This is a genomic window from Streptomyces sp. NPDC086080, assembly GCF_044540255.1.
In the GTDB taxonomy this organism is placed as follows: domain Bacteria; phylum Actinomycetota; class Actinomycetes; order Streptomycetales; family Streptomycetaceae; genus Streptomyces.
This window is the reverse complement of the sequence record NZ_JBITRU010000030.1, coordinates 25,120-46,494: the sequence shown is the minus strand read 5'-3', so window position 1 is coordinate 46,494 and position 21,375 is coordinate 25,120. Positions and strand designations below refer to the sequence as shown.

At 71.8% G+C, this 21,375-nt stretch carries 15 protein-coding genes; 6 read left to right on the top strand and 9 right to left on the bottom strand.

The features are described 5' to 3' along the window. The 3 genes from ACIF9R_RS29065 to ACIF9R_RS29055 form a co-directional block, all read right to left on the bottom strand. Positions 1 to 1,084, bottom strand: a 1,084-nt coding sequence (locus ACIF9R_RS29065; RefSeq protein ID WP_399985351.1) for a trypsin-like serine protease, incomplete at its 3' end; no start/stop codon positions are given. Between the two features lie 163 nt (positions 1,085 to 1,247). Further along, positions 1,248 to 3,455 (bottom strand): trypsin-like serine protease, encoded by a 2,208-nt coding sequence (locus tag ACIF9R_RS29060; RefSeq protein WP_399985417.1) that lies wholly within the window; start codon positions 3,453 to 3,455, stop codon positions 1,248 to 1,250. 34 nt (positions 3,456 to 3,489) lie between these two features. After that, a complete protein-coding gene (locus tag ACIF9R_RS29055; RefSeq protein WP_399985350.1) occupies positions 3,490 to 3,987 on the bottom strand; it encodes a hypothetical protein in 498 nt (165 codons plus the stop codon). A 621-nt stretch (positions 3,988 to 4,608) separates the two neighbouring features. Here ACIF9R_RS29055 and ACIF9R_RS29050 point away from each other — a divergent pair. Next, positions 4,609 to 7,989: an ALF repeat-containing protein gene (locus ACIF9R_RS29050; protein WP_399985349.1), complete on the top strand. Its 3,381-nt coding sequence runs from the start codon at positions 4,609 to 4,611 to the stop codon at positions 7,987 to 7,989. A gap of 91 nt (positions 7,990 to 8,080) precedes the next feature. After that, positions 8,081 to 8,464, top strand: a complete 384-nt coding sequence (locus ACIF9R_RS29045; protein ID WP_399985348.1) for a hypothetical protein — start codon at positions 8,081 to 8,083, stop codon at positions 8,462 to 8,464. Between the two features lie 52 nt (positions 8,465 to 8,516). On the opposite strand, the gene lysS is transcribed toward ACIF9R_RS29045, so the two are convergent. Next, on the bottom strand, positions 8,517 to 10,259 hold the full coding sequence (gene lysS / locus ACIF9R_RS29040) for a lysine--tRNA ligase (protein ID WP_399985347.1): 1,743 nt from the start codon (positions 10,257 to 10,259) through the stop codon (positions 8,517 to 8,519). Between the two features lie 194 nt (positions 10,260 to 10,453). On the opposite strand from lysS, the gene argS reads away from it, so the two are divergent. Then, positions 10,454 to 12,229 (top strand): arginine--tRNA ligase, encoded by a 1,776-nt coding sequence (gene argS / locus ACIF9R_RS29035; RefSeq protein WP_399985346.1) that lies wholly within the window; start codon positions 10,454 to 10,456, stop codon positions 12,227 to 12,229. Between the two features lie 119 nt (positions 12,230 to 12,348). Here the strand turns inward: argS and ACIF9R_RS29030 are convergent, their stop codons facing one another. After that, positions 12,349 to 12,798, bottom strand: a complete 450-nt coding sequence (locus ACIF9R_RS29030; RefSeq protein WP_399985345.1) for a peptidoglycan-binding protein — start codon at positions 12,796 to 12,798, stop codon at positions 12,349 to 12,351. 330 nt (positions 12,799 to 13,128) lie between these two features. Here ACIF9R_RS29030 and ACIF9R_RS29025 point away from each other — a divergent pair, with 330 nt between their 5' ends. After that, positions 13,129 to 13,938, top strand: a complete 810-nt coding sequence (locus tag ACIF9R_RS29025) for a peptidoglycan-binding protein (RefSeq protein WP_399985344.1) — start codon at positions 13,129 to 13,131, stop codon at positions 13,936 to 13,938. Then, positions 13,935 to 14,858 (top strand): DUF2690 domain-containing protein, encoded by a 924-nt coding sequence (locus tag ACIF9R_RS29020; RefSeq protein ID WP_399985343.1) that lies wholly within the window; start codon positions 13,935 to 13,937, stop codon positions 14,856 to 14,858. The genes ACIF9R_RS29025 and ACIF9R_RS29020 overlap by 4 nt, the downstream gene beginning before the upstream one ends. A gap of 291 nt (positions 14,859 to 15,149) precedes the next feature. On the opposite strand, the gene ACIF9R_RS29015 is transcribed toward ACIF9R_RS29020, so the two are convergent. Then, a complete protein-coding gene (locus ACIF9R_RS29015; protein ID WP_399985342.1) occupies positions 15,150 to 16,526 on the bottom strand; it encodes a helix-turn-helix domain-containing protein in 1,377 nt (458 codons plus the stop codon). A 201-nt stretch (positions 16,527 to 16,727) separates the two neighbouring features. Here ACIF9R_RS29015 and ACIF9R_RS29010 point away from each other — a divergent pair, with 201 nt between their 5' ends. Next, positions 16,728 to 17,462 (top strand): DUF4232 domain-containing protein, encoded by a 735-nt coding sequence (locus tag ACIF9R_RS29010; RefSeq protein WP_399985341.1) that lies wholly within the window; start codon positions 16,728 to 16,730, stop codon positions 17,460 to 17,462. Here the strand turns inward: ACIF9R_RS29010 and hemB are convergent. The 3 genes from hemB to ACIF9R_RS28995 all read right to left on the bottom strand — a co-directional run bounded on the left by hemB (position 17,456) and on the right by ACIF9R_RS28995 (position 21,353). Next, positions 17,456 to 18,457: a porphobilinogen synthase gene (gene hemB / locus ACIF9R_RS29005; protein WP_399985340.1), complete on the bottom strand. Its 1,002-nt coding sequence runs from the start codon at positions 18,455 to 18,457 to the stop codon at positions 17,456 to 17,458. The two genes, ACIF9R_RS29010 and hemB, sit on opposite strands and share 7 nt — an antisense overlap. A 452-nt stretch (positions 18,458 to 18,909) precedes the next feature. Then, the gene (locus tag ACIF9R_RS29000) at positions 18,910 to 20,379 is read right to left on the bottom strand and encodes a PQQ-binding-like beta-propeller repeat protein (RefSeq protein ID WP_399985339.1); all 1,470 of its coding nucleotides are present in this window, start codon (positions 20,377 to 20,379) and stop codon (positions 18,910 to 18,912) included. 530 nt (positions 20,380 to 20,909) lie between these two features. Then, entirely contained in the window at positions 20,910 to 21,353 is a 444-nt protein-coding gene (locus tag ACIF9R_RS28995; RefSeq protein WP_399985338.1) for a hypothetical protein, read from the bottom strand. Between the last annotated feature and the right edge of the window lie 22 nt (positions 21,354 to 21,375).

Genomic DNA, 21,375 nt, shown 5'->3' with positions numbered 1-21,375 from the left:
CCGCGAAGGAAGCACCCGTACTCCTGAAGGTCCACAACCTCGAACGGAACCCACTCTCGCCCTGCCCCAGGTCATAGAGCACACCGATGTCGGCCTTGCCGTCACCGTCGAAGTCACCCGAAACCACCTTGCTACGGTCCCAGGCCCAACTGGTGGTACCGCTGTCCCACACCACGCGTGGCGAGCGGTATGAGGTGCCGTCGCTGTCGAAGACCCACAGGCTGCTCCGGGAGCGGCCCTGCGCGTCCTTGCCGTAGTCGTAGAAGGCCGCCAGATCGGAGTCGCCGTCGCCGTCGAAGTCTCCGGCCACCGCGTGGGCCTGCTGAGGCAACGAGCGAACCCGCTGGATCCAGGGGTTCAGGTCATCGACGCGGGTCCCTACGGCCCCTGTCCGCTCCTCCGTCTCGTCGACGCCCCAGCACCCGCCCTGCCAGGACCTGCTGCTGACCGCGACAAGTTCGGCCGTGCCGGCACGGTCGGCGATCAGCGGGCCGCCGGTGTCGCCCGGGCAGACGGCTTCGCCGTTCTGACCTGTGACGGCGAGGCTTCCGCTGTCGACGGCATCGACGGTGAAGTCTCCGGCGTGCTGCCCGATAGGGGCCCACTCCGTTTTCGTCCGGCCGAACCCCACGGCCTGGAGCGTCTCGCCGACACCGGGCGGCGTCGTGGAGAGGGCCACCGGAGTGACTCCGGTGACCGGCTGGTCAAGACGCGCCATGACCAGATCGCGCCCCTGGTAGGGAACGAGCTCGACGACCTCGCGTACAGGGGCGTCCGTGGCGGTGAGGTCGGAGTGGCCGATCGTCGCGGTGGTCTTCCGCTCCGGCTTGCCCGCGGGCACGGTGAGGTCGGCCGACGGGTTCTCGGCGAAGCAACTGGCCGCGGTGAGCAACCATTCACTGTCGACCAGGACGCCGGAGCAGCCGCGGTCGTGGTCGCCGATGACGAGCTTCGCGGTATAGGCATGGGTGGTGTCGGCGACCGGGGAGCCGGTGACGGCATCGGCAGGGCCGGCAGTCAGGGCGGCCCCCGTGATCAGGGAGACCGCCAGCGCGCGGAGGCGCAGGGGTTTGGTGTGTCTCATGCAGTCAATTTCCTCAATGGCAGACCCAGCAGGGTCGGTAGGTCAGGCACCACTCCGGTGCTCCGGTCTCGGTGAGTTCACGGGAGAGCTCATCCCGTCCGCAGCACGGCCGGGCATGGCGCGGGAAAACGGCGGTTACCGGGCGCCCCTGTCACTGGCCGGGTCACCGGGCGGCGTAGCCGAAGCGGACGCCGTCGGCCGGAAGACCGCCCTGGCCGGGCTTGTAGGTGGTGGTCGGAGCGATCGTGCCGTTGGTCGCGTTGGACATCGGCAGGGCGTGCAGCGCGCCGTTGCCCGGCCCGTACGGCATGCCGACGTACAGGTGGGTGCCGGTGAAGTGGAGGCTGGAGCCGAGGCGCTGGTTGGCACCGGGCGTGCCGGGGACACCGTCGCCGTCGCCGGTCTCGATCCAGCGCTCGTTCGCGCCGGGCGCGCCGACCAGGGCGAAGGTGAGGATCGCGCCGGCCTTGGCGGTGGTGCCGATGGCCTCGTCGGGGACGCCCACGGCCATCTTCAGGGTGGCCGCGGTGCCGACCGCGCGGGGCGCGGTGTTGACGGTGGTGAGCGCCGCGCCGAAGCGGTCACCGGCTTCGGAGGTGCCGCTGACGTCGTCGGTGCTGGTGCCGGGGTAGTAGCTGTTGATCTGGGTGTAGGTGCCCGCGGCGGTGATGCGGAAGGCGTAGGCCGAACCGGTGTCGGTCTTGTTGGCGCCGTCGATGGTCAGGTCCTCGCCCGGTGCGCCGACGGTGAGGATGGACTCGGTGGCGGTCGCGGCGCCGGAGGGGCGGTACGCGACCAGGGACAGGGCGTCGGCGAACCGGTCGCCGGGTTCGGCGCCGCCGGAGACGGTGTCGAGGTCCTGGTCGAGGCCGAACAGCGGGGTGGGCCGGTTCTCGGAGTTCAGCCGGTGGGAGAAGACGGCCAGGTTGCCCGCGCCGGCATCGGCGCCGATGGCCTCGTCGGGGGCGCCGACGGCGATGTGGTTGGCGTCGGCCGCGACGGTGGTGCCGAAGCGGTCACCGGCTTCCACGGCGCCCGGTACGTCGAGCCGGTCCTGGTGGACCGAGACGTTGGTGGTGCCGTGCAGATAGAACGCCTGGCCCGCTTCGGCGACGCTGCCGAGGGACTCGCCCGGAGCACCGGCGACCACGAAGGGCTTGCCCTCGGCGGTGGTGCCGGCGGCCACCGCGTGGCCGAAGCGGTCACCGGCCTCGGAGGCGGAGGCGCCCAGCGTGCCGTTGCCGGCGCCCTGCTCGTAGTGGGTGGCCTTGACCGCGCCGGTGCCCAGGCCGCCGGCTCCGCCGTGCAGGATGTCGAGCATGCCGGCGTCGGTGGCCCCGCCCAGGTTCTCGCCGGGGGTGCCGACGACCAGGTCGGTGCAGCCGTCCTCGTCGTAGTCGACGGTGGCGAGGGCCTCGCCGAAGTTGTCGTTGGGCTCGGAGCCGCCGGGCACCCAGTCGAGGTCCTGGGTGATCTCGGCGGTGCCCTTGCCGCCGCCGTACACGACGCGCACCAGGCCGGCGCCGGCGTCGCCGCCGACGGCCGCCTCGGGGTCGGAGATCGCGATGTCCTCGACGCCGTCGCAGTTGAAGTCGGTGACGCGGACCGCGCCGACCTTGGAGTTCACCCAGGCGGCCAGGTCGTCGACGCGGGCGATCACACCGCCGGTGTCGGTCTGGTCGTCGTCGGTGCCGAAGCAGCCGCCCTGGTACGACCGGCTGGCGAGCGCGACCAGTTGGTGCGTGCCGCCGGTGGTGCGGACCATGGGGCCGCCGGTGTCGCCCATGCACGCGGCGACGCCGTCGGTGCCGGTGACCTCGGCGGTGGTGCCGTCGGCCGAGGCCACCGAGAACGTGCCGGTGTGCAGGTCGAGCGGCGCCCACTCGGTGTCCGTGCGGCCGTACCCGGCGAGCTTCAGCTCCTCGCCGGCGGCCGGCGCGGACGCGGCCAGGGCGATGGGGGCGACATTCGTCACCGGGCGGTTCAGCCGGGCCAGGACCACGTCGCGGTCGGTCCGGGGCACCAGCTCCACCACCTCGCGGACCGCGCCGCCGGTGCCGGTGAGGTCCGGGCGGCCGATGGTCGCGGTGGTCTTGGCGGCCGGCTTGCCGGGGGCCACCGCGAGACTCTGCGCCGGGTCGTCGGCGAAGCAACTGGCCGCGGTGAGCAGCCACTCGGTGTCGACCAGGACACCCGAGCAGCCGCGGTCGTGATCACCGATGATCAGTTGTGCGGTGTAGGCGTGGGTGGTGTCACCGGCAGGGGAGGCGGGTCCGGTCACGGCGACCGCGGGCGTCGCCGAAAGCGCGAGTGGCCCGGCCGTCAGGGCCGCACCGAGCACGGTGAGGCGACGGCGTCTGGTGGAGTACATATCGGTCATGTCCTCTGTTCCTGCTGGGTAACGGCTACTTGGCGGAACGGATCTCGACGAGCAGGTGCTCGCGGCCCTGTTCGTCCGCGCTCTCACCGACGGCGGTCCAGGTGTTCTCGTCCAGGTCGTAGGACTTCTCCTCGGTGCCCACCGTCATGTCGACCTGGGTGTCGTAGTCGTTGCCCTTCATGGAGTAGACCGCGGGGATCTCCAGGCTCAGCCAGCCGGAGTTCCCCACGACCTTGAAGCACACCTTGCCGGAGTGCCGCCGTGCCAGGACCTCGATGTAGCCCGTGCCACCGGCGCAGTCCACCAGGGTGATGTGCCCGTCACCGCGTTTGAGCACGATGTTCTGCTCGGCCAGGATCCGGTCCGCGTCGGGGTAGTTGAAGTCCTCCACCGCATAGCCGGGAGTGCCGTCGGCGACGGTCGACGTGGCGCGGTCGTGGGAGGGCGTGGCCCCCGTGGGCGCACCCGACAGCACCGCCCAGGCAAGGGCGCCGGCCACCGTCGCGGTGGCGAGGGTACGCACGAGGAATTTACTTATCTGCTTGCTTCCCGTGGTTCCAGTAGGTCTGGTAGGGGCCTTCATCGCGCTCCAAGTGTCGTCCGTTCCACCTTTCGGATGGAACGATCCATAACGGCGTGGACGGCGTTCCGATGGCACGTCAGGACAGAAAGGACACACTTCGACGAAATCACTCGACAAAAGGCCTTCAATTCCCCGTGACGCACAAAGGAACGACGGCTTGTGCCTGCTTCACAAGCCGCTCGCCCTTCCATGCAATCCGCCCCTCCATCACCTGTCCACACCTCCAACTACCCGAAAATGGACGGAACTTCAGCTACGCATGTGACTTACGCCACCCACTGGAAGGGTTGTGGCGCCTCCAGTGGAGAAATCGTGAAGATCTTCTGACGCTATTTCACCGATAGCTGAAGCCCTCGCTCCCACGAGTCCGTGCTCCATGAACGGAATCCCGGACACCGGCTTCTGCGGCCGACCGAGAAGGGCCTTTCCGTGCGCCCACTCGCCTTGCTGCTGCTCAATAGTCAATTGACGGACCGTGAGAAATGTGAATGGCTAGGGAGCCGTGTCATAACCGATTCCCGTCAAGTGCCGTTCGGCACTTACCTGGAGGACGACGCCCCCATGGAGACAGTGTTCTGGAGCCGGCGACGCCTGCTCGGCACCCTCGCCGCCGTAACGGCCGTCGCGGCCACCCCCGGCGTGCTGGCCCCGGTGGCCCGCGCCACGACAGCGTCGACGACGGACGGGCCTCCCACACCGTTCGCGCTGCCGGACACCGAACGCGCGAAGGTGGTCAAGGCGTGGCTGACGGGCGGCAAGGCGACCAAGGCCGCCGCAGCGGACGCGCTGTACGGCACGGACGCGGACATACAGGCGTTCCTCACCACGACGCTCCCCAAGGTGACGGCCGAGGACAACCGCGTCGCGGTCGCCTCGTACCTGCCCAGATCCGGCGTCGGGCTGCGGCGTGAGGCGTCCGCGGCGCTGGACGGCGGGGATGCGGCGGTGACCGCCTTCCTCGACGGCGGTTTCAAGTCAGCCCTGTTGGACGACCTGCAGGTCGCCACGTCCACGGTCTCGGCCACCGGCGGAAAGGGGGTCAGACGTGCGGCGTCCGAGGCCCTGGACGCCGGCACCGAGCAGGCCCTCGTGGACTTCTTGTCCGAGGGCCGGTTCACCGCCCGCGAGGAGGACATGCGGGTGGAGACCGCCACCATGCTGATGTCCGGCGGCCCGGAGGTGCAGAAGTATGCCGACCGGGCGCTCAGCGGCACCCGGCAGGACGTCGAGTGGTTCCTGGACACGGGGCAGCACATCGCGCGCGCCCGCGACCAGGAGGCCGCCACCATCGAGGAACTGGTCACCGTCGTCGAGCGCGAGGGCAAGCGTGCCCAGGCCGAGACCGACCTCGCCGTCGAGGCCTCCGAACGGGCCAAGACCGCCGCCGAGAAGGCGAAGGCGGCCGCTGAGAAGGCCGCGGCGGAGGCCGAGGCCGCCAAGGACGACGTGGCGAAGTCCGGTGCGGCGGCCCGCAAGGCCGCGAGCGCCGCCAAGGGAGCGGCGAAGGCCGCCCGCAACGCCATCAGCGCCTCCCACGCCGCCGTGTCCGCCTCGCGCCGCGCCTCGTTCGCGGCGACCGCCGCCGCACAGGCCGCCGCCACGGCGGGCCGCGCCGCCTCACGCGCCTACAACGCGGCGATCGCCGCCTCCAAGGACGCCTCCCAGGCCAATGCGGCCAAGAACGCCGCCGTCGCGGCGCGCAACGGCGCCGCGCGTGCCCGTACGGCCGCCAAGGCCGCCGACTACGCGGCCACCGCGGCCTCCCAGGCAGCCGGTGCCGGTTCGGCCGCCGCGTCCGCGGCCCGCAACGCTGCCGCCGCCGCCAACGCCTCGGCGCAGGCCGCCTCCGCGGCGGGCATCGCCCAGTCCGAGGCCGCGGAGGCCAAGCGTCAGGCCGCCATCGCCAACAGCGCCGCCAACCGGGCCACCAACGCCGCATCCACCGCCCAGACGCTGGCCAACCAGGCCGCGACGGCCGCACGTTCCGCACGCGACGCGGCCAACTCCGCGGCGGCACACGCCGACAAGGCCGCCGACGCCGCCGAGGAAGCGGTCAAGTACGCCGGTCAGGCCATCGACTACGCCAACAAGTCCACGGCACACGCGGCCGAGGCGATCAAGGCGGCCGACACCGCGACCAAGGCCGTCGAGGACGCCCAGGCGGTGGAACAAGCGGCCCGGGACGCCGAGGTGTCGCGCCTGGAGGAGGAGAAGCTGGACGGCCTGGCGGAGGCCAGACTGCTCGCCCAGCAGGAAACGGAGGAGCGGACCTCGCTGGCCAACCTGCGCACGCAGGAGCAGCAGACCGCACAGGCCCTCAAGGACCAGATCGCGGACGCCGAGCGGGCGCTGGCCGACGGTGACCTGGCGCTGGCCGCCACGCTGGGCCGCAGGGCGGCCATGGGGCTGGCGGCTGTCAGGGGCGCCTGGACACGCGAGGCCGCCCAGTTCGCCCTGTCCGGTACGGACGCGGACGTGCATGCCTGGATCGACGCCGACCGGGCCCTCGCCGAGGACCAGGACGACCGGGAGACGGCCCTGCACATCGCGGAGGTGGGCTCCGCCAACGTCGGAAACGCCGCCCACGCGGCGCTGACGAGCGAGACCGTCGGCGCCGTGAAGGCCTTCCTGACCGACGGCGTGATCGATGCCGTGGCCGAGGACCACCGCGTCAGCATCGCCTCCCTCCTCTCCACCAACCCCGGGCAGGCCGTCGTGGCCGCCGCCAACGCCGCGCTCGACGCCAACACACCGGAGGCACTGCAGGCCTTCTTCGACCACATCCACGCCGAGGCGGTCCGGGACGACGACGGCGTCGCCACCTCGGCGCTGCTCAACTCCGGGGGCATCTACACCAAGGCGTACGCGGAGGTCGCCCTGGAGGGCCCGACGTGGATGCGCCGGAACTTCATCTCCCGTGTGCAGTACCAGGCGGCCCGGCTCGACCACGACTCGGCCGCGCACATCGCCGCGATCCGCGGTGCGATCGCCGCGGCCGCGAAGATCGCGTACAAGGCGCAGGAGGACGCCCAGCTCGCGTCAAAGGCGGCCGCCGAGGCACGCAACGCGGCGGACAAGGCAAAGGAGTGGGCGGACGCGGCGATCGCCTCGGCGGAACAGGCCGACATCTACGCCGCGCAGGCCAGGCAGAACGCCGACGACGCGGACAAGTCCGCCCAGGCCGCCCAGGCGTCCGCGGACAAGGCGAAGGCCGCGGCGGCGACGGCCCGCAAGGCGGGACGCGCGGCCAACTACTCGGCGAACCGGGCCATCGACTCGGCCCGCAGCGCCGCCCGCTCCTCCTACAGCGCCCAGGTTGCGGCCAACAGCGCGCGCCAGTCCGCGATCGCCGCCGGCCAGGACGCCCAGGCGGCGGCCGCGGCGGCCACCGACGCCCGACGCATCGCCACACAGAAGCGCCAGGCGGAGGCGGCGGCAGCGGCACGCAAGGCCGCCGAAGAGGCACAGCGAGCCAAGGAGGAGGGACGGAACCCGGCCGACAGCCAGACCCACGACAAGACCAACACGGGTGGCAGCGAGGGCGACAAGGACGAGTGGTGGAACGACGCCCAGTTCTACGCCGACGCGTTCAACTGGATCAGCATCACCTCCGGGTTCCTCGCCGCCGGCGCCGCTTTCATCGCGCCGTGGACCGGCCCGTTCGCGCCCTTCGTCGCCGGCGCCGCGGGAGTGCTCGGCTGGGTGTCCCTCGGTTCGGCGGCGCTCAGCACGCTGTTCACGGGCATCGAGCACGGCTTCGGCAGCGCCGAGTTCGCGGGCTCCCTCGTGGGAACCAGCCTGGGTCTGCTCACCTTCGGCCAGTCCAAGTGGATCGGGGCCACGCTGGAAGGCGTGGTGTCACCCGTCGCCAAACGGGTCACGCAGCTCGGCAGCGACATCATCTCGCCCATCACCGGTACGCTGTCATCCCTTTTCGGGTGATCACAGATGACCGCCGACCGCTGATCCGACCGGCACGGCGGACCGGACCGACAACGTCCGTTCCGCTGTCCCGGGCAGAAGGGCGCCCCGCATGCTCACCTCCGTACCCGTCGGGTGGCTGTGGCTGCTGGCCGCGGCTTCCACCGCTCTGTCCAGCTGCCTCCTGGGCAGCTGGATTCCCTTCCGGAAGTTCCGTATCGCCTACCCGGTGACCATGGTCACCGGCGGCGCGATTCTGGTGGTCGTCTGCCGTGTGAAGGGCTTCGGCCTGGCCGAGGCACTCGTCATGTACTCGTGTGCCCACATCGGTCTGACGCTCGGTCTGCTCCCCCAGCGGGCGCTGTTCCGGGACGTGCTCGAGCGGTGGCGCAGGGGTGAGCCCACGCACCATCTCAAGGTCCCGCGCCGGCACCAGTTCTTTCTCGCCTTCTGCGTCGTCGGCGTGAGCTTCGCCGGCTTCGCACTGACCCGCTGAACGAGGGGGCGCCCGGTGATGACACCGGGCGCCCCCTCGTTCGTACGGCCGCCTACTCCCCGAGCAGCGCCCGCACCCGCTCCTGGCCCACCGCCAGCAGCAGCGTGGGCAGCCGCGGGCCGGTGTCCCGGCCCACCAGCAGGTGGTAGAGCAGCGCGAAGAAGGACCGCTGGGCGGTCTTGATCTCCGGCGGCAGCTCCTTCGGTCCTGCGTCTGCGGGGAAGCCCGCCTGGACCTTCGGCACTCCGTAGACGAGGTGGGTGAGGCCGTCCAGCGACCAGTTGGCGGCGAGCCCGTCGAGCAGCAGCCGCAGCGACCGCTGCCCCTGGTCGTCGAGGGACTTCAGCAGTTCGGCGTCGGGCTCCGCGCGGACGATGGTGCGCTGGTCTGCCGGGACGTGCGTGTTGATCCACGCCTCGGCCTTGTCGTAGCGCGGCCGGGCCTCGTCCAGGGAGCCCAGCGGGTCGGACGGGTCCAGTTCGCTGAGGATCCGCAGCGCCTGGTCCTCGTGACCGGCGGTGATGTCGGCCACCGAGGCGAGCGTGCGGTACGGCAGCGGCCTGGACGTCGTCGGCAGCTCACCGCTCGCGGTGCGCACCGCGCGGGAGTGCGCGGCGACATCGGCGGGCAGGGCGCTGCCGTCGGCGACCTTGGCGTCGAGGCGGTCCCACTCGTCGTAGAGGCGCTGGATCTCCTGGTCGAAGGCGATCTTGAAGGACTGGTTGGGCCGGCGGCGGGCGTACAGCCAGCGCAGCAGCTGCGGCTCCATGATCTTCAGCGCGTCGCCCGGGGTCGGCACCCCGCCCTTCGACGAGGACATCTTCGCCATGCCGCTGATGCCGACGAACGCGTACATCGGCCCGATCGGCTGCTTGCCGCCGAAGATCCCGACGATCTGCCCGCCGACCTGGAACGACGAGCCGGGGGACGAGTGGTCGACACCGCTGGGCTCGAAGATCACGCCCTCGTACGCCCACCGCATGGGCCAGTCGACCTTCCAGACCAGCTTGCCGCGGTTGAACTCGTTCAGCCGGACGGTCTCGGAGAAGCCGCACGCCGTACAGGCGTAGGTCAGCTCGGTGGAGCCGTCGTCGTAGGAGGCGACGGTGGTGAGGTCCTTCTCGCAGTTGCCGCAGTACGGCTTGTACGGGAAGTACCCGGCCGAACCGGAGCTGCCGTCGTCCTCGGCGGCGGCGCCGGAGCCCTCGGCGGCCTCCAGCTCGGCCTCGTCGACCGGCTTCTGCTGCTGCTGCTTCGCCGGGGCCTTCTTGGTGCGGTACTGGTCGAGGATCGCGTCGATGTCCCCGCGGTGCTTCATGGCGTGCAGGATCTGCTCGCGGTAGACACCGGAGGTGTACTGCTCCGTCTGGCTGATCCCGTCGAACTCCACGCCCAGCTCGGCCAGCGAGGCGACCATCGCGGCCTTGAAGTGCTCGGCCCAGTTCGGGTGCGGCGAGCCCTTGGGAGCGGGGACGGAGGTCAGCGGCTTGCCGATGTGCTCGGACCACGACTCGTCGACACCGGGCACGCCGGCCGGGACCTTGCGGTACCGGTCGTAGTCGTCCCAGGAGATCAGGTGCCGGACCCGGTGGCCGCGGCGGCGGATCTCGTCGGCGACGAGGTGCGGGGTCATGACCTCGCGGAGGTTGCCGAGGTGGATCGGGCCGGAGGGGGACAGTCCGGACGCGACGACAACGGGTTTGCCCGGGGCCCGACGCTCCGATTCCTCGATGACGTCATCCGCGAAACGGGAGACCCAGTCGGTGGTCTCGGTGCTCTGAGCCACGGTCGGCACGTCCTTCTTTCTGCTGGGGCAGCCGGTACGGTCGCACGGCTGACCGTTCCATTCTCCCAGCACGGCCCGCATCCGCGAAAACCGCTTTTCACCGCGTGGGATACTCGGGTTCTGCGGCAGTACGCAGAGCGGTACGCCGCAGTCCACAGCAGTCCACAGCAGTCCACGAAACCCGAGAGAACGGCAGCCACTCCATGGCCTCGGTCACGTCCCTCACCGACTCCGTCCAGCAGCAGCTCGCGTCCGCCCTCACGGCCACCCGGCCGGAGGCCGCCGGCGTCGACCCGCTGCTGCGACGCAGCGACCGGGCGGACTTCCAGGCCAATGGCATCCTCGCGCTGGCCAAGAGGACGAAGGCGAACCCGCGGGAGCTGGCGGCCGAGGTCGTCGGGCGGATCACCACCGGTGAGCTGATCAAGGAGGTCGAGGTCTCGGGCCCCGGCTTCCTCAACATCACGATCACGGACGCGGCGATCACCGGGAACCTCGCCGCGCGGTACGCGGACGACACGGCCCGCCTCGGTGTGCCCATGACCACTACGCCCGGCACCACGGTGATCGACTACGCCCAGCCGAACGTGGCGAAGGAGATGCACGTCGGCCACCTGCGGTCCGCGGTGATCGGCGACTCCGTGGTCCAACTGCTGGAGTTCACCGGGGAGAACGTGGTGCGGCGGCACCACATCGGCGACTGGGGCACCCAGTTCGGCATGCTCATCCAGTACCTGGACGAGCACCCGCACGAGCTGGACCACAAGGCCGACGAGGATCTCCAGGCGTCCGGCGAGGAGGCAATGTCCAACCTCGACCGCCTCTACAAGACCGCGCGCAAGCTGTTCGACTCCGACGAGGAGTTCAAGACGCGTGCCCGGCGCCGGGTGGTCGACCTCCAGGCGGGGGACCCGGCGACGCTGGCCATCTGGCAGAAGTTCGTCGACGAGTCGAAGATCTACTTCTTCTCCGTCTTCGACAAGCTCGACATGGAGATCCGGGACCCCGACATCGTCGGCGAGTCGGGGTACAACGACATGCTCGCGGAGACCTGCCGCCTGCTGGAGGAGTCGGGCGTCGCGGTCCGCTCCGAGGGCGCGCTGTGCGTGTTCTTCGAGGACATCAAGGGCCCGGACGGCAACCAGGTCCCGCTGATCGTGCAGAAGTCCGACGGCGGCTACGGCTACGCGGCCACCGACCTCTCCGCGATCCGCGACCGCGTCTTCCACCTCAAGGCGAACACGCTCCTGTACGTGGTGGACGCCCGGCAGGCGCTCCACTTCAAGATGGTCTTCGAGACCGCGCGCCGGGCCGGCTGGCTGAACGAGGACGTGCGGGCACTCCAGCTGGCGTTCGGCACGGTCCTCGGCAAGGACGGCAAGCCGTTCAAGACCCGTGAGGGCGAGACGGTCCGGCTGGTGGACCTCCTCGACGAGGCGATCGACCGCGCGTCCGCCGTCGTACGGGAGAAGGCGCAGGACCTCTCCGAGGAGGAGATCACCGAGCGGGGCACCCAGGTGGGCATCGGCGCGGTGAAGTACGCGGACCTGTCCACGTCGGCGAGCCGGGACTACAAGTTCGACCTCGACCAGATGGTCTCGCTGAACGGCGACACGTCCGTCTACCTCCAGTACGCGTACGCCCGTATCCGCTCGATCCTGCGCAAGGCCCCCGAGGGCGTACGCCCCACCCCGCACCCGGAGCTGGAACTGGCCCCGGCGGAGCGGGCGCTGGGCCTGCACCTGGACGCGTTCGCGGAGACGGTGGCGGACGCGGCCCACGAGTACGCCCCGCACAAGCTGGCGGCGTACCTGTACCAGCTGGCGTCCCACTTCACGTCCTTCTACGACAAGTGCCCGGTGCTGAAGGCGGATTCGATGGAGCGGGTCGCCAACCGCCTGTTCCTCTGCGACATCACGGCCGCGACCCTGCACCGGGGCATGGCCCTGCTGGGCATCCGGACGCCCGAGCGCCTCTGACCCTCTTCGCCAGGCACGGCGTGGGGGCCCGCCCCCCCCCCCCGGGGGGGGGGGCGGCCCCCCCCCCCCGGGGGGGGGGGGGGGGCCCCCACGCCGCTTTTCGTGGAGCGGTCGGCCGGTCAGAAACCGAGGTCGTTGGCCCAGGCCTTGAACCCGGACTTGGTCCCCGAGCCGGCAATGCCGTCGATCGCGCCGCTGTAGTTGCCGGTGGCCTTCAGCAGGCGCTGCAACGCCTTGATCGTGTTGGGGCCGGGATCTCCGTCGATCGGGCCCGGGTATCCCCAGTACTCGGCCAGGCAGCGCTGGAACGCCCTCCAGCTGTTGGGGCCCAGGTAGCCGTCGATCGAGTCGTTGTAGTTCCAGTACGCCGCCAGCCAGCGCTGGACCTTCCGGGCCTCCGTACGGGTCAGCCCGAAGTTCTCGTACGCCGCCACGGCGGTCTCGGCGCTCACCGCCTGCTCCGGGGCCGACGCGGGAGCCGCCGCGGCGGTCCCCGCGGTCGCCAGGCCGCCGGCGGCGATACCGACGGCGGTGGTGACACCGACGAAGGCCTTCGTGAGTGCTCGCATACTGTTCCCCTCCGTTGAAGTGCGATGGGCGGGGCCGACCGCACCGGCCGACCCCGCGAACGAGACTGCGGGACGGGCACCACGCCCGGCCAGAGTTGACCCAGAAGTGGCGTCCCCCCGGGACGTCCCGCCCCCTGACCTGCTGGGACGCGGCCCGCCGTGTCGGTTCGGCGGGACGGTGTCGGTTCGGGCGGGGCGGTCACGGCACGCGGTGGCCGGTTGTGCCCCTCGGCCGGAACCGGCGTCCCGTGGCCGGCGTGATGGCTGATGCACAATGAGGCCGGGACACGGGGCCCGGGACGGACCATGCCGAACGCGAGTGGGGGGAACATGTCGCGTTGGAAAGAGCTGCCCGCCGAACTGCATCCACAGGTACGCCAGTTGATCGTGCGCCTGCGCACACTGAAGGACCGCGACGAGTTGACCACGCGTCAGTTGGCGGCGAAGACCGGCTACAGCACGAGGTCGTGGGATCGCTATCTGAGCGGCCGGGCGCTGCCGCCCCGGGAGGCCGTCGAGGCGGCGGCCCGCCTCGGCGGTGATGATCCGGCCGGACTGCTGGTGCTGCACGAGATGGCCGCCGAACGGTGGGCGGAGGGACGCGGGCCCGCCACGGCCGGCCCCGCACCGGGCGCGGTGCCGTCACCGGCACGCGAGCCCGTGCCGCAACCGACGTACGGGCGTCCCCTGCGCATCGCGATCACGGCGGGAACGGTGGCCCTGGTGCTGTCCGTCTCCGCGACGCTCCTGCTGGCCGTGGAGCTGGCCGAGGCCCGCACCACCGCCGAAGGAGCCCGCGCCCGTACGGTCGCGGCGGCACGGGCCACCGCCACGACCGACCCGGCGGCCGTGCTGCCGGCCCTCTACACCTGCCGGCCCGTACGGGCCGGCGGCCGCTGGTACGCGGGCCACAGCCGCACCCGGGACGCCGTCGTGGCGTACGGCCGGATGGGGCCGGAGGTGATCGAGGCGCAGTGCCTGCTGCGCCGGGTGGGCATCTCGCCAGGGGACGTCGACGGGATCTTCGGCCCGCTGACCCGGAACGCGGTCAAACGCCTCCAGATCCGGGACGGGCTGGTCGCGGACGGTGTCATCGGCCCGCGTACCTGGGCGGCCTTACGAGGGGCGGCGCCGGAATGACCGCGGCACACACACGGCTGACCGCGGCGCTGCGGGAGCTGCGGAGCCGTACGGGTCTGAGTCTGGCGGCGCTGGCGGAACGCACGCCGTACAGCAAGTCCTCCTGGGAGCGCTACCTCAACGGCAAGGCCATGCCCCCGCGGCAGGCGGTCCGGGGTCTGTGCCGCGTCGCCGGTGAGCCGAAGGGACGGCTGCTGGCGCTGTGGGAACTCGCCGAGTCCGAGTGGAGCGGACGGGCGGCGGGCCTCGGTCCCGCCCCGGTGCCCCGCCCCGACCCGGACTCGGCACCTGTCCCCGCCACCGGGTTCCCGCCCGTCTCCTTCCACGCCGGGCCGCTGCCGAAGCTGCCGGAGCAACCACGGCGGAGTCTCCCGGCCGGACGGTCACGCGGCCGCTGGGGCCGGCTGCTGGTGGTGCTGGCCTCGGTGTACACCGTGATCGCCGGTGGTGCGGCGCTGACGCTCATGCTGCTGCCGCACCGGACGCCCGGACCGCACGAACCCTTGTCGTCGGCCTCCTCGTACGTACTCACCCCGCGCTGCCACGGGGTCACCTGCGAGGGCCGGGACCCGATACGGATGGTCTGCGGCATCGCTCCCGACAATCTCGCCTCGTACCGCACGGCCACCGGCGCCCAGGTGGAGCTGCGCTACAACGAGAGGTGCGGCGCCGGCTGGGCACGGATGTGGGGGACACGGATCGGCGACCGGGTGGACGTCACGGCCGGCGGCCCGACCCACGAGGTGCGCACCAGGGACACGGTCGACGCGGAGACCCACGTCTACACCGCGATGACCGCGGTCTGCCCCGGCAGCACCCTCCGGGCCTGTTTCCGGCCCGCGGCGGCCGACGGCGAGCGGGAGTGCTTCGAGGCCGGTGCCGGCGCGGCCGGGACGAGCCGGCCGCCCCGTGGACCTTGATGTCGGCGTCCGGCCGTCGTCGATGTCCGCGGAGCGGACCCGCTCGATGAGACCGAGGCCCTCCAGGCAAAAGGCCTCCGGTTGAACGGGCACGGGGGCCGCGTGGTCGGCGGCGCCACCGGTGGTCGGGCACCACGCCCGGCTCGACGATGTCCACCGCCGGCGCAGCCCGGCGGGACCTGGGCCGAGCGCGTCGCCGGACAGGGGCGTCTCCCTGTGCGTGGGCGCGGTCGACCGGTGTTCAGCAACCTGACGTCCGACCGGAGTTGATGTGGCCGGTGCGCTCGGCGGCTATTCGGACTGCGTCGTCCCCTCCGGCACCCATTCCTCGCCGCCCAGCGGGAACTCGTACGCCGGGCGCCCGTTGTTGCCGCTGGTGCGGAAGGGCCTGCCCTTGTCGTCCACGGTGAGCGTGCCGCTGCGGGAGCCGCTGGACCACTTCAGCTCCAGGTACCAGCTCACGTCGTACGCGGAGGCGTCGGCGTTGATGTAGTAGACCTCGGGATCGGACTCGCTCACCGAGAACGGGAAGTCGCGCTGCCCGGCCTCCGGGGTCACCATCGGGCGCGCCGCGTCGAGCGCGACCGAGAAGGTACGCGTGGGCACGTTGCCGCCGCAGCCCACGCCCGGGTGGCCCATCGCGAAGTCGTTCCAGGCGAGCGGCGACCGCTTGCCCGCCACCCGCACGGAGAGCTCTTCCAGGACCACTGTCTCGTCACCGGTCCCCTGCACGGTGAGCCGCAGCTGCTGCTCGCCCGACGAGACCGCCCCGAACGAACTGACCCACGCGGTCGCGTCCGGCTGCGCGGGCGGCGGTTTCACCGCGCTCGCCGGCCTGTTGACCAGATAGCGCTGCGAGCAAGGACTCTCCCACTCGTACGGGTCGGTGTGCACCGTGAGCGGCACACCGCCGTCCTCGGACGAGGCCTCGTCGGCGGCCGGCCCGGCGGCGGGCGGGCTGCTCGCGTCCTTGCCCTTCGCGCCGGGGGAAGCGGACACGGACGCGGAAACGGAGGCGGAGGGCGAGGAGGTGGCGGAGCGCGACGGCGAGGACGTGACCTCCGCGCCGTCGACGTCCGCGGCCCCGGTCGGCCCCTTGTGGCCGCCGTCGCCCGTCCCGGTCCCGCCGCCCGGCAGGCCCACGGCGAGCGTGACACCGATCAGCACGGCGGCCACGGCGGTCCCGGCCAGGACGGCGGTACGGGTGCGGCGCCCGGGCCGGGGGGCGGGGTGGGGTTCGCCGGAGCTCGCCCCCTCCGGGCCCTCGATGTCCGCGACCAGGTCCTCCGCGCCGGGTTCCGTGTCCTTCTCCGACACTCCCGTCACCGGGGTTGCCGTCACCGGCGGTTCGGGCGCCGACGTCTGCGCCACCGCCGGTTCTGGCGCCGCGATCCCCGGCTTGCGTCCCCGCACCGCGTCCGCCAGCACCCACCGCCGGTGCAGCTCGACCAGTTCCTCCGGGCGCGCCTTGCACAGCCGCGCCAGCCGTTCCACCGGCGCGTAGTCCGTCGGCACCGCGTCCCCGTTGCAGTACCGGTGCAGCGTCGACGTACTCATGTGGAGCCGCTTGGCCAGGACTCCGTAGCTCAGCCCCGACCGGTCCTTCAACTCCCGCAGGAACACGGCGAACTCCGCCGCGGGCATGCCGTCCGACACCGATTCCTCCATCCCCCGCATTCCATTCCACCGTTCCAGGGAACAGCCGTCTTCCCAGGTCACAGCGGTAGGAGCGTTCCAGCGTCCCGAATCCCGCGCCGGATGTGGCGGCCGGGACGGATCACTCCGCAGGCTCTGGTCATCCAAGCACGCCGCCCGCCTCAACCGGTCGGGCGGCCACGCCGAACTCGCCCTGATGACAAGGAACAAGACATGCGCGCTTCCCGCATCCGCCTCCTCGCCGCCGCCGGTGCCACCCTCGCCACGCTCGCCCTGACCGCCTGCGAGGACGGCACGGGTACGCAGGACGAGGGCGCGTCCCAGCCGACCTCGACGGCACCCGTCGGCGGGTCCAAGGAGTCGCCCTCGACTCCGCCCTCTGACGCGTCGGCGGACGGCACCGCCACGAACGACCCCGCACAGGCCGGTGGGGACACGAGCGGCGGCCAGGGCTCCGCCAAGGACACCGACAAGGACACCGACCGGGCGAAGGACTCCGGTTCAAACGACGGCTCGCAGGACCGCGTCGCCTGCAACGGCTCCAACACCGCCGTCACCGCCCAGCCGGTCCCCCGCCCCGTCAACCACATGCTGATCACGGTCGAGAACAAGGGATCGAAGCTCTGCGACCTCACCTACTACCCGGTGCTGCGCTTCGACGAGATGCAGTGGGCCCCGCAGCCGTTCGAGGACTCGAAGCCGCAGGCCGTCGTGAGCCTCGCGCCGGGCGAGACGGCGTACGCGGGTGTCCTCCTGTCGGCCACCGACGGCAGCGGCGACGGCGGCACCACCGGTCACCGGCTCACCGTCGGCTTCCAGGGCACCACCCCGAACAGCAGCGGTGGCCCGTCCGCGATCCCGCCCCTGCCGGCCAAGGGCGTGTACTACGACAGCAGCCTGACGGTGACCTACTGGCAGGGCTCGATGGACGACGCGCTCACCTACTGAACGGCGCTCAGCTTCTGGGCCGCTTCGGTGGCCCAGTAGGTGAGGATGTTGCGCGCGCCGGCCCGCTTGATGCCGGTGAGCGTCTCGAGGATCGCCCGGTCGCGATCGATCCAGCCCTTCTCGGCGGCGGCCTCGATCATCGAGTACTCACCGGAGATCTGGTACGCCGCCACCGGCACGTCCACCGAGTCGGCGACCCGCGCGAGGATGTCCAGATAGGGTCCCGCCGGCTTCACCATGACCATGTCGGCACCCTCCTCCAGGTCGAGCGCCAGCTCGCGCATCGACTCACGGACGTTCGCCGGGTCCTGCTGGTACGTCTTGCGGTCACCCTGGAGCGAGGAGGCCACGGCCTCGCGGAACGGCCCGTAGAAGGCGGAGGCGTACTTGGCGGTGTAGGCGAGGATGGCGACATCCTCCCGGCCGATCTGGTCGAGGGCGTCGCGGATGACGCCGATCTGCCCGTCCATCATCCCGCTGGGCCCGACCACGTGCGCGCCCGCGTCGGCCTGGACCTGCGCCATCTCGGCGTACCGTTCGAGCGTGGCGTCGTTGTCGACACGCCCCTGCTCGTCGAGGACCCCGCAGTGCCCGTGGTCGGTGGTCTCGTCGAGACACAGGTCGGACATGACGAGCAGATCGTCCCCGACCTCGGCCCGCACATCGCGCAGCGCCACCTGGAGGATCCCGTCCGGGTCGGTCCCCGGCGTCCCGAGGGCGTCCTTCTTCGCCTCCTCCGGCACCCCGAACAGCATGATCCCGGAGACCCCGGCCGCCACCGCCTCGGCGGCGGCCTTCTTCAGGCTGTCCCGCGTGTGCTGCACGACCCCGGGCATGGCCGCGATCGGCACCGGCTCGCCCGCGCCCTCGCGCACGAACGCCGGGAGGATGAAGTCGGCGGGGTGCAGCCGCGTCTCGGCGACCATGCGCCGCATGGCGGGGGTGGTACGCAGACGCCGGGGCCGCGCACCCGGGAAGGATCCGTACGTCGTCATACCGCCTACGCTACGCCCGCCCCGCCCCTGCCTTTACCGCGAGGCCGTGAAGTGCGGGTCCCGGCGTGGCTGCGAGTGGGATCTGATCTGGGAGAACGCCGGACGCGACAGGTGGAGCCCCGATCGCCCCGGGGCATCTGGGCGCGTTGACGCAGCGCGGCCGGCTGCTGTGCGTAGCCGGGGGCCGGGAGGCGGCGACCAGTCCGTTCCGCGGCCGCGTACTCACCGACCGCCCACTTCCTCGGCGCTCAGGCCGCCACACTCACGCCCGAGCCGAACGGCGGTTACCCGGATCCGGCATCGTCGCAGCGCACTCCTCCACTCGCGGCAAGGCCAACCGCTCCGTTCTCGCGAGCGGGCGGATCAGCGGTGCGGGGTCGCGCCCCGCAGGACCGCCCGGCAGGCGGCCGGGTAGGCCGGGCGGTCCGTGGCATGCCGCGCCGCGCCATGGATCACGGCGCCGGGCGCAGCACCCATCCCGTGCTGCGGTCGAGACCGAACAGACCGTCGGCGTAGGGATGCAGGCCGGCGTCCGGACCGGGTGACTCCTCGATGTGCAGCCGGTGGGGAACGGGAGACCGCCACAGCAGGCGCCCCTCGGCGGTGAGGTCGTACGCGTACAGCGTCGCCTGTTCCCCGTCCGGTGTCCACGGCAGGACATAGGCGACAGTGTCGGCGAGGACGGCCTGCGCGTGTGCCGCCGTGATGGGGATGCGCAGCGGTGCGTCGGCGAGTTCGGGTGTGTCGCCGGCGACCACGAGAGCGGGGGCGGACCGGTCGCCTTCGTCGATGACGGCCGCCATGGTGCCGTCGCCGGTGCGGATCAGGTGCTGGAGCTTCTGGCGTGCTCCGTCGGCGGCGGCCGGGACCGGCTGGAGCCGCTCGATCCCGTCCCGGGCGGTGAACGCCAGTCCCCCGCGGTAGTGGATGAGCATACGGTCGTCTCCCAGGTGGTGGACCGACTGCACCTGGCCCGGCAGGGCCTCCCCCCAGAGCCGTGTGCCGGTGGCGGTGTCCAGCACGGTCACGGCGTGGTCCGCGGGTGCCTGGACGACGACCCGGTCCCCGGCCACGAAGACCGGGGCGGACACGGCCTTCCGGGGATCTCCCAGGCGGGTGCCGGTGTCCGTGCGCCAGACTTCCCGGCCGCTGCCCGCCTCGTGGGCGAAGACGTCCGAGCCCAGCCGCCCGTAGACGCGGGCGCCGCCCTGCGCGTAGTCGGTGCTGCGGAAGCGTGCCACCCGTTCCCCGGTGGTCGTGGAATAGATCTCGACATGGCGGTCCGCCACGGTCGACGAGCCGCTGATACGCGGCTTCTTCCTGGTGCGCGTGGCGACCAGCACGCTTCCGTCCGCCGACAGTTCGACGCGCTCGTCGGAGTCGTAGGGACGCCACGTGCAGCTCAGGAGCTGCTGTCCCGCACCGGACAGCAGTCGGAACTCCGAGCGCGCCTCGTCGTGCAGGTGGTGGGCCGCCACGATCAGCGGCCCGTCGCCGCCCGCGGGTGCGGTGAGGGTGACGAGCCCCGAACGGGGACGGAACGCCTCCCCGAGCGGCGTCCGCCACCGCCGTATGACGCCGTCGCCCTCCAGTCGGCCGGCCAGGACATCTCCTTCGGGGTCCACCCGGTACACGGTGGGGGCCCCGCCGTCAGCGGCGGCGAGTACGAGGGAGGGCCCGCCCGGCAGCTCCGTGACGGACCGCGGCCGCGCCCGCAGTCCGGGTGCCGCCTGCGCGGGACGGCCGGCCTGGCCGGTCACGCCCACCGCTGCGGTGCCGCTGCAGCTCAGCGTGGCCGCGGCCGGCTTCTGTGTCGTGCAGCCGGACAGAGTGACCACAAGACCGGCGGCCGACGCCGTCACCGTCCGCCACAGATGGCCTTTACGCGCCCGCGCCCGCGCCCTCATGAAACCCCTTTTCATCGAACTCGTTCTCCGTATCCGGACCGCCCCCACCATGACCGTCGGCCCTGGCAGCACGCTGGAAACAGGTTCCTGCCGGATCCCAGGCGATTCCAAGTCGCCCAGGGCACGGTCCGGGACGACAGCGGTGCGTTGACGCGCGGATCCGCCGGCCTGATCGCGTGCAGAGGTGAGGTTTCCTGCCCACGGGCCGCTGTCGGTTCGAACGATCCGACGGGCGGTGAACCGCCGTTCTTCCAGGGGGAGCTTCACGCGCGTACTGCGCGTTCGCGTCGTTACCCCGGCCGTACTGGGCCTTGTCTACCGACGCGCAGTCGGTCCGGCCGGGCCCTGAGCCTCCTCGAAGCCGGAGGGGGCACCGCCGGCGTGGGTCTGCGTCATCGACGCGGGCACGTCCTCCGGCTTCTCCCCCACCGAATCGTCACCGCCCACCCTGCACGCCGTCGCGCACAGGACCAAGAGCAGGAGTGCGGCTGTGTGAACGACCCGCCGGGCCATGACGTTCTCCTCAAGTCTTCTCATGGCACGGGTCACTTCACGCGCACGATCCGCAGCCGCGCCGGCGCGGAGTCGGCGGCGCGCAGCGTGATGTCGAACAGGTAGCCAGGTCCGTCGGGACGGAGCGTGACCCTGCCCCGGGGCGCCAGCCTGTGGTCGGCCCCCTGCTTCCGGACTCCCGGGCGCGGCCCGCTGATGACGCTCACGAAGGCGTCGGAGCGTCCGCAGTTGAGCACGGTCACCGCGGTGGTGCGGACACACCGTTCCCCGTCGACGCACAGCTGCCGCAGGTCACCGAACCCCGCGGTGCCGCAGGACAGTTCCATGCCCGGCTCCAGCTCGGAGCGGCACTCCCGGCCGACGGCCACCCGGTCCACCGCACCGTCGCCGGCCGGCGACTCACGGGCCCCGCCGTCCACCCCCAGGGCGAGGAGCAGCAGCACCACACCGGCGCCGACACCGACCGGCACGCTCATACGGACCGACCCGGGTGGCCGG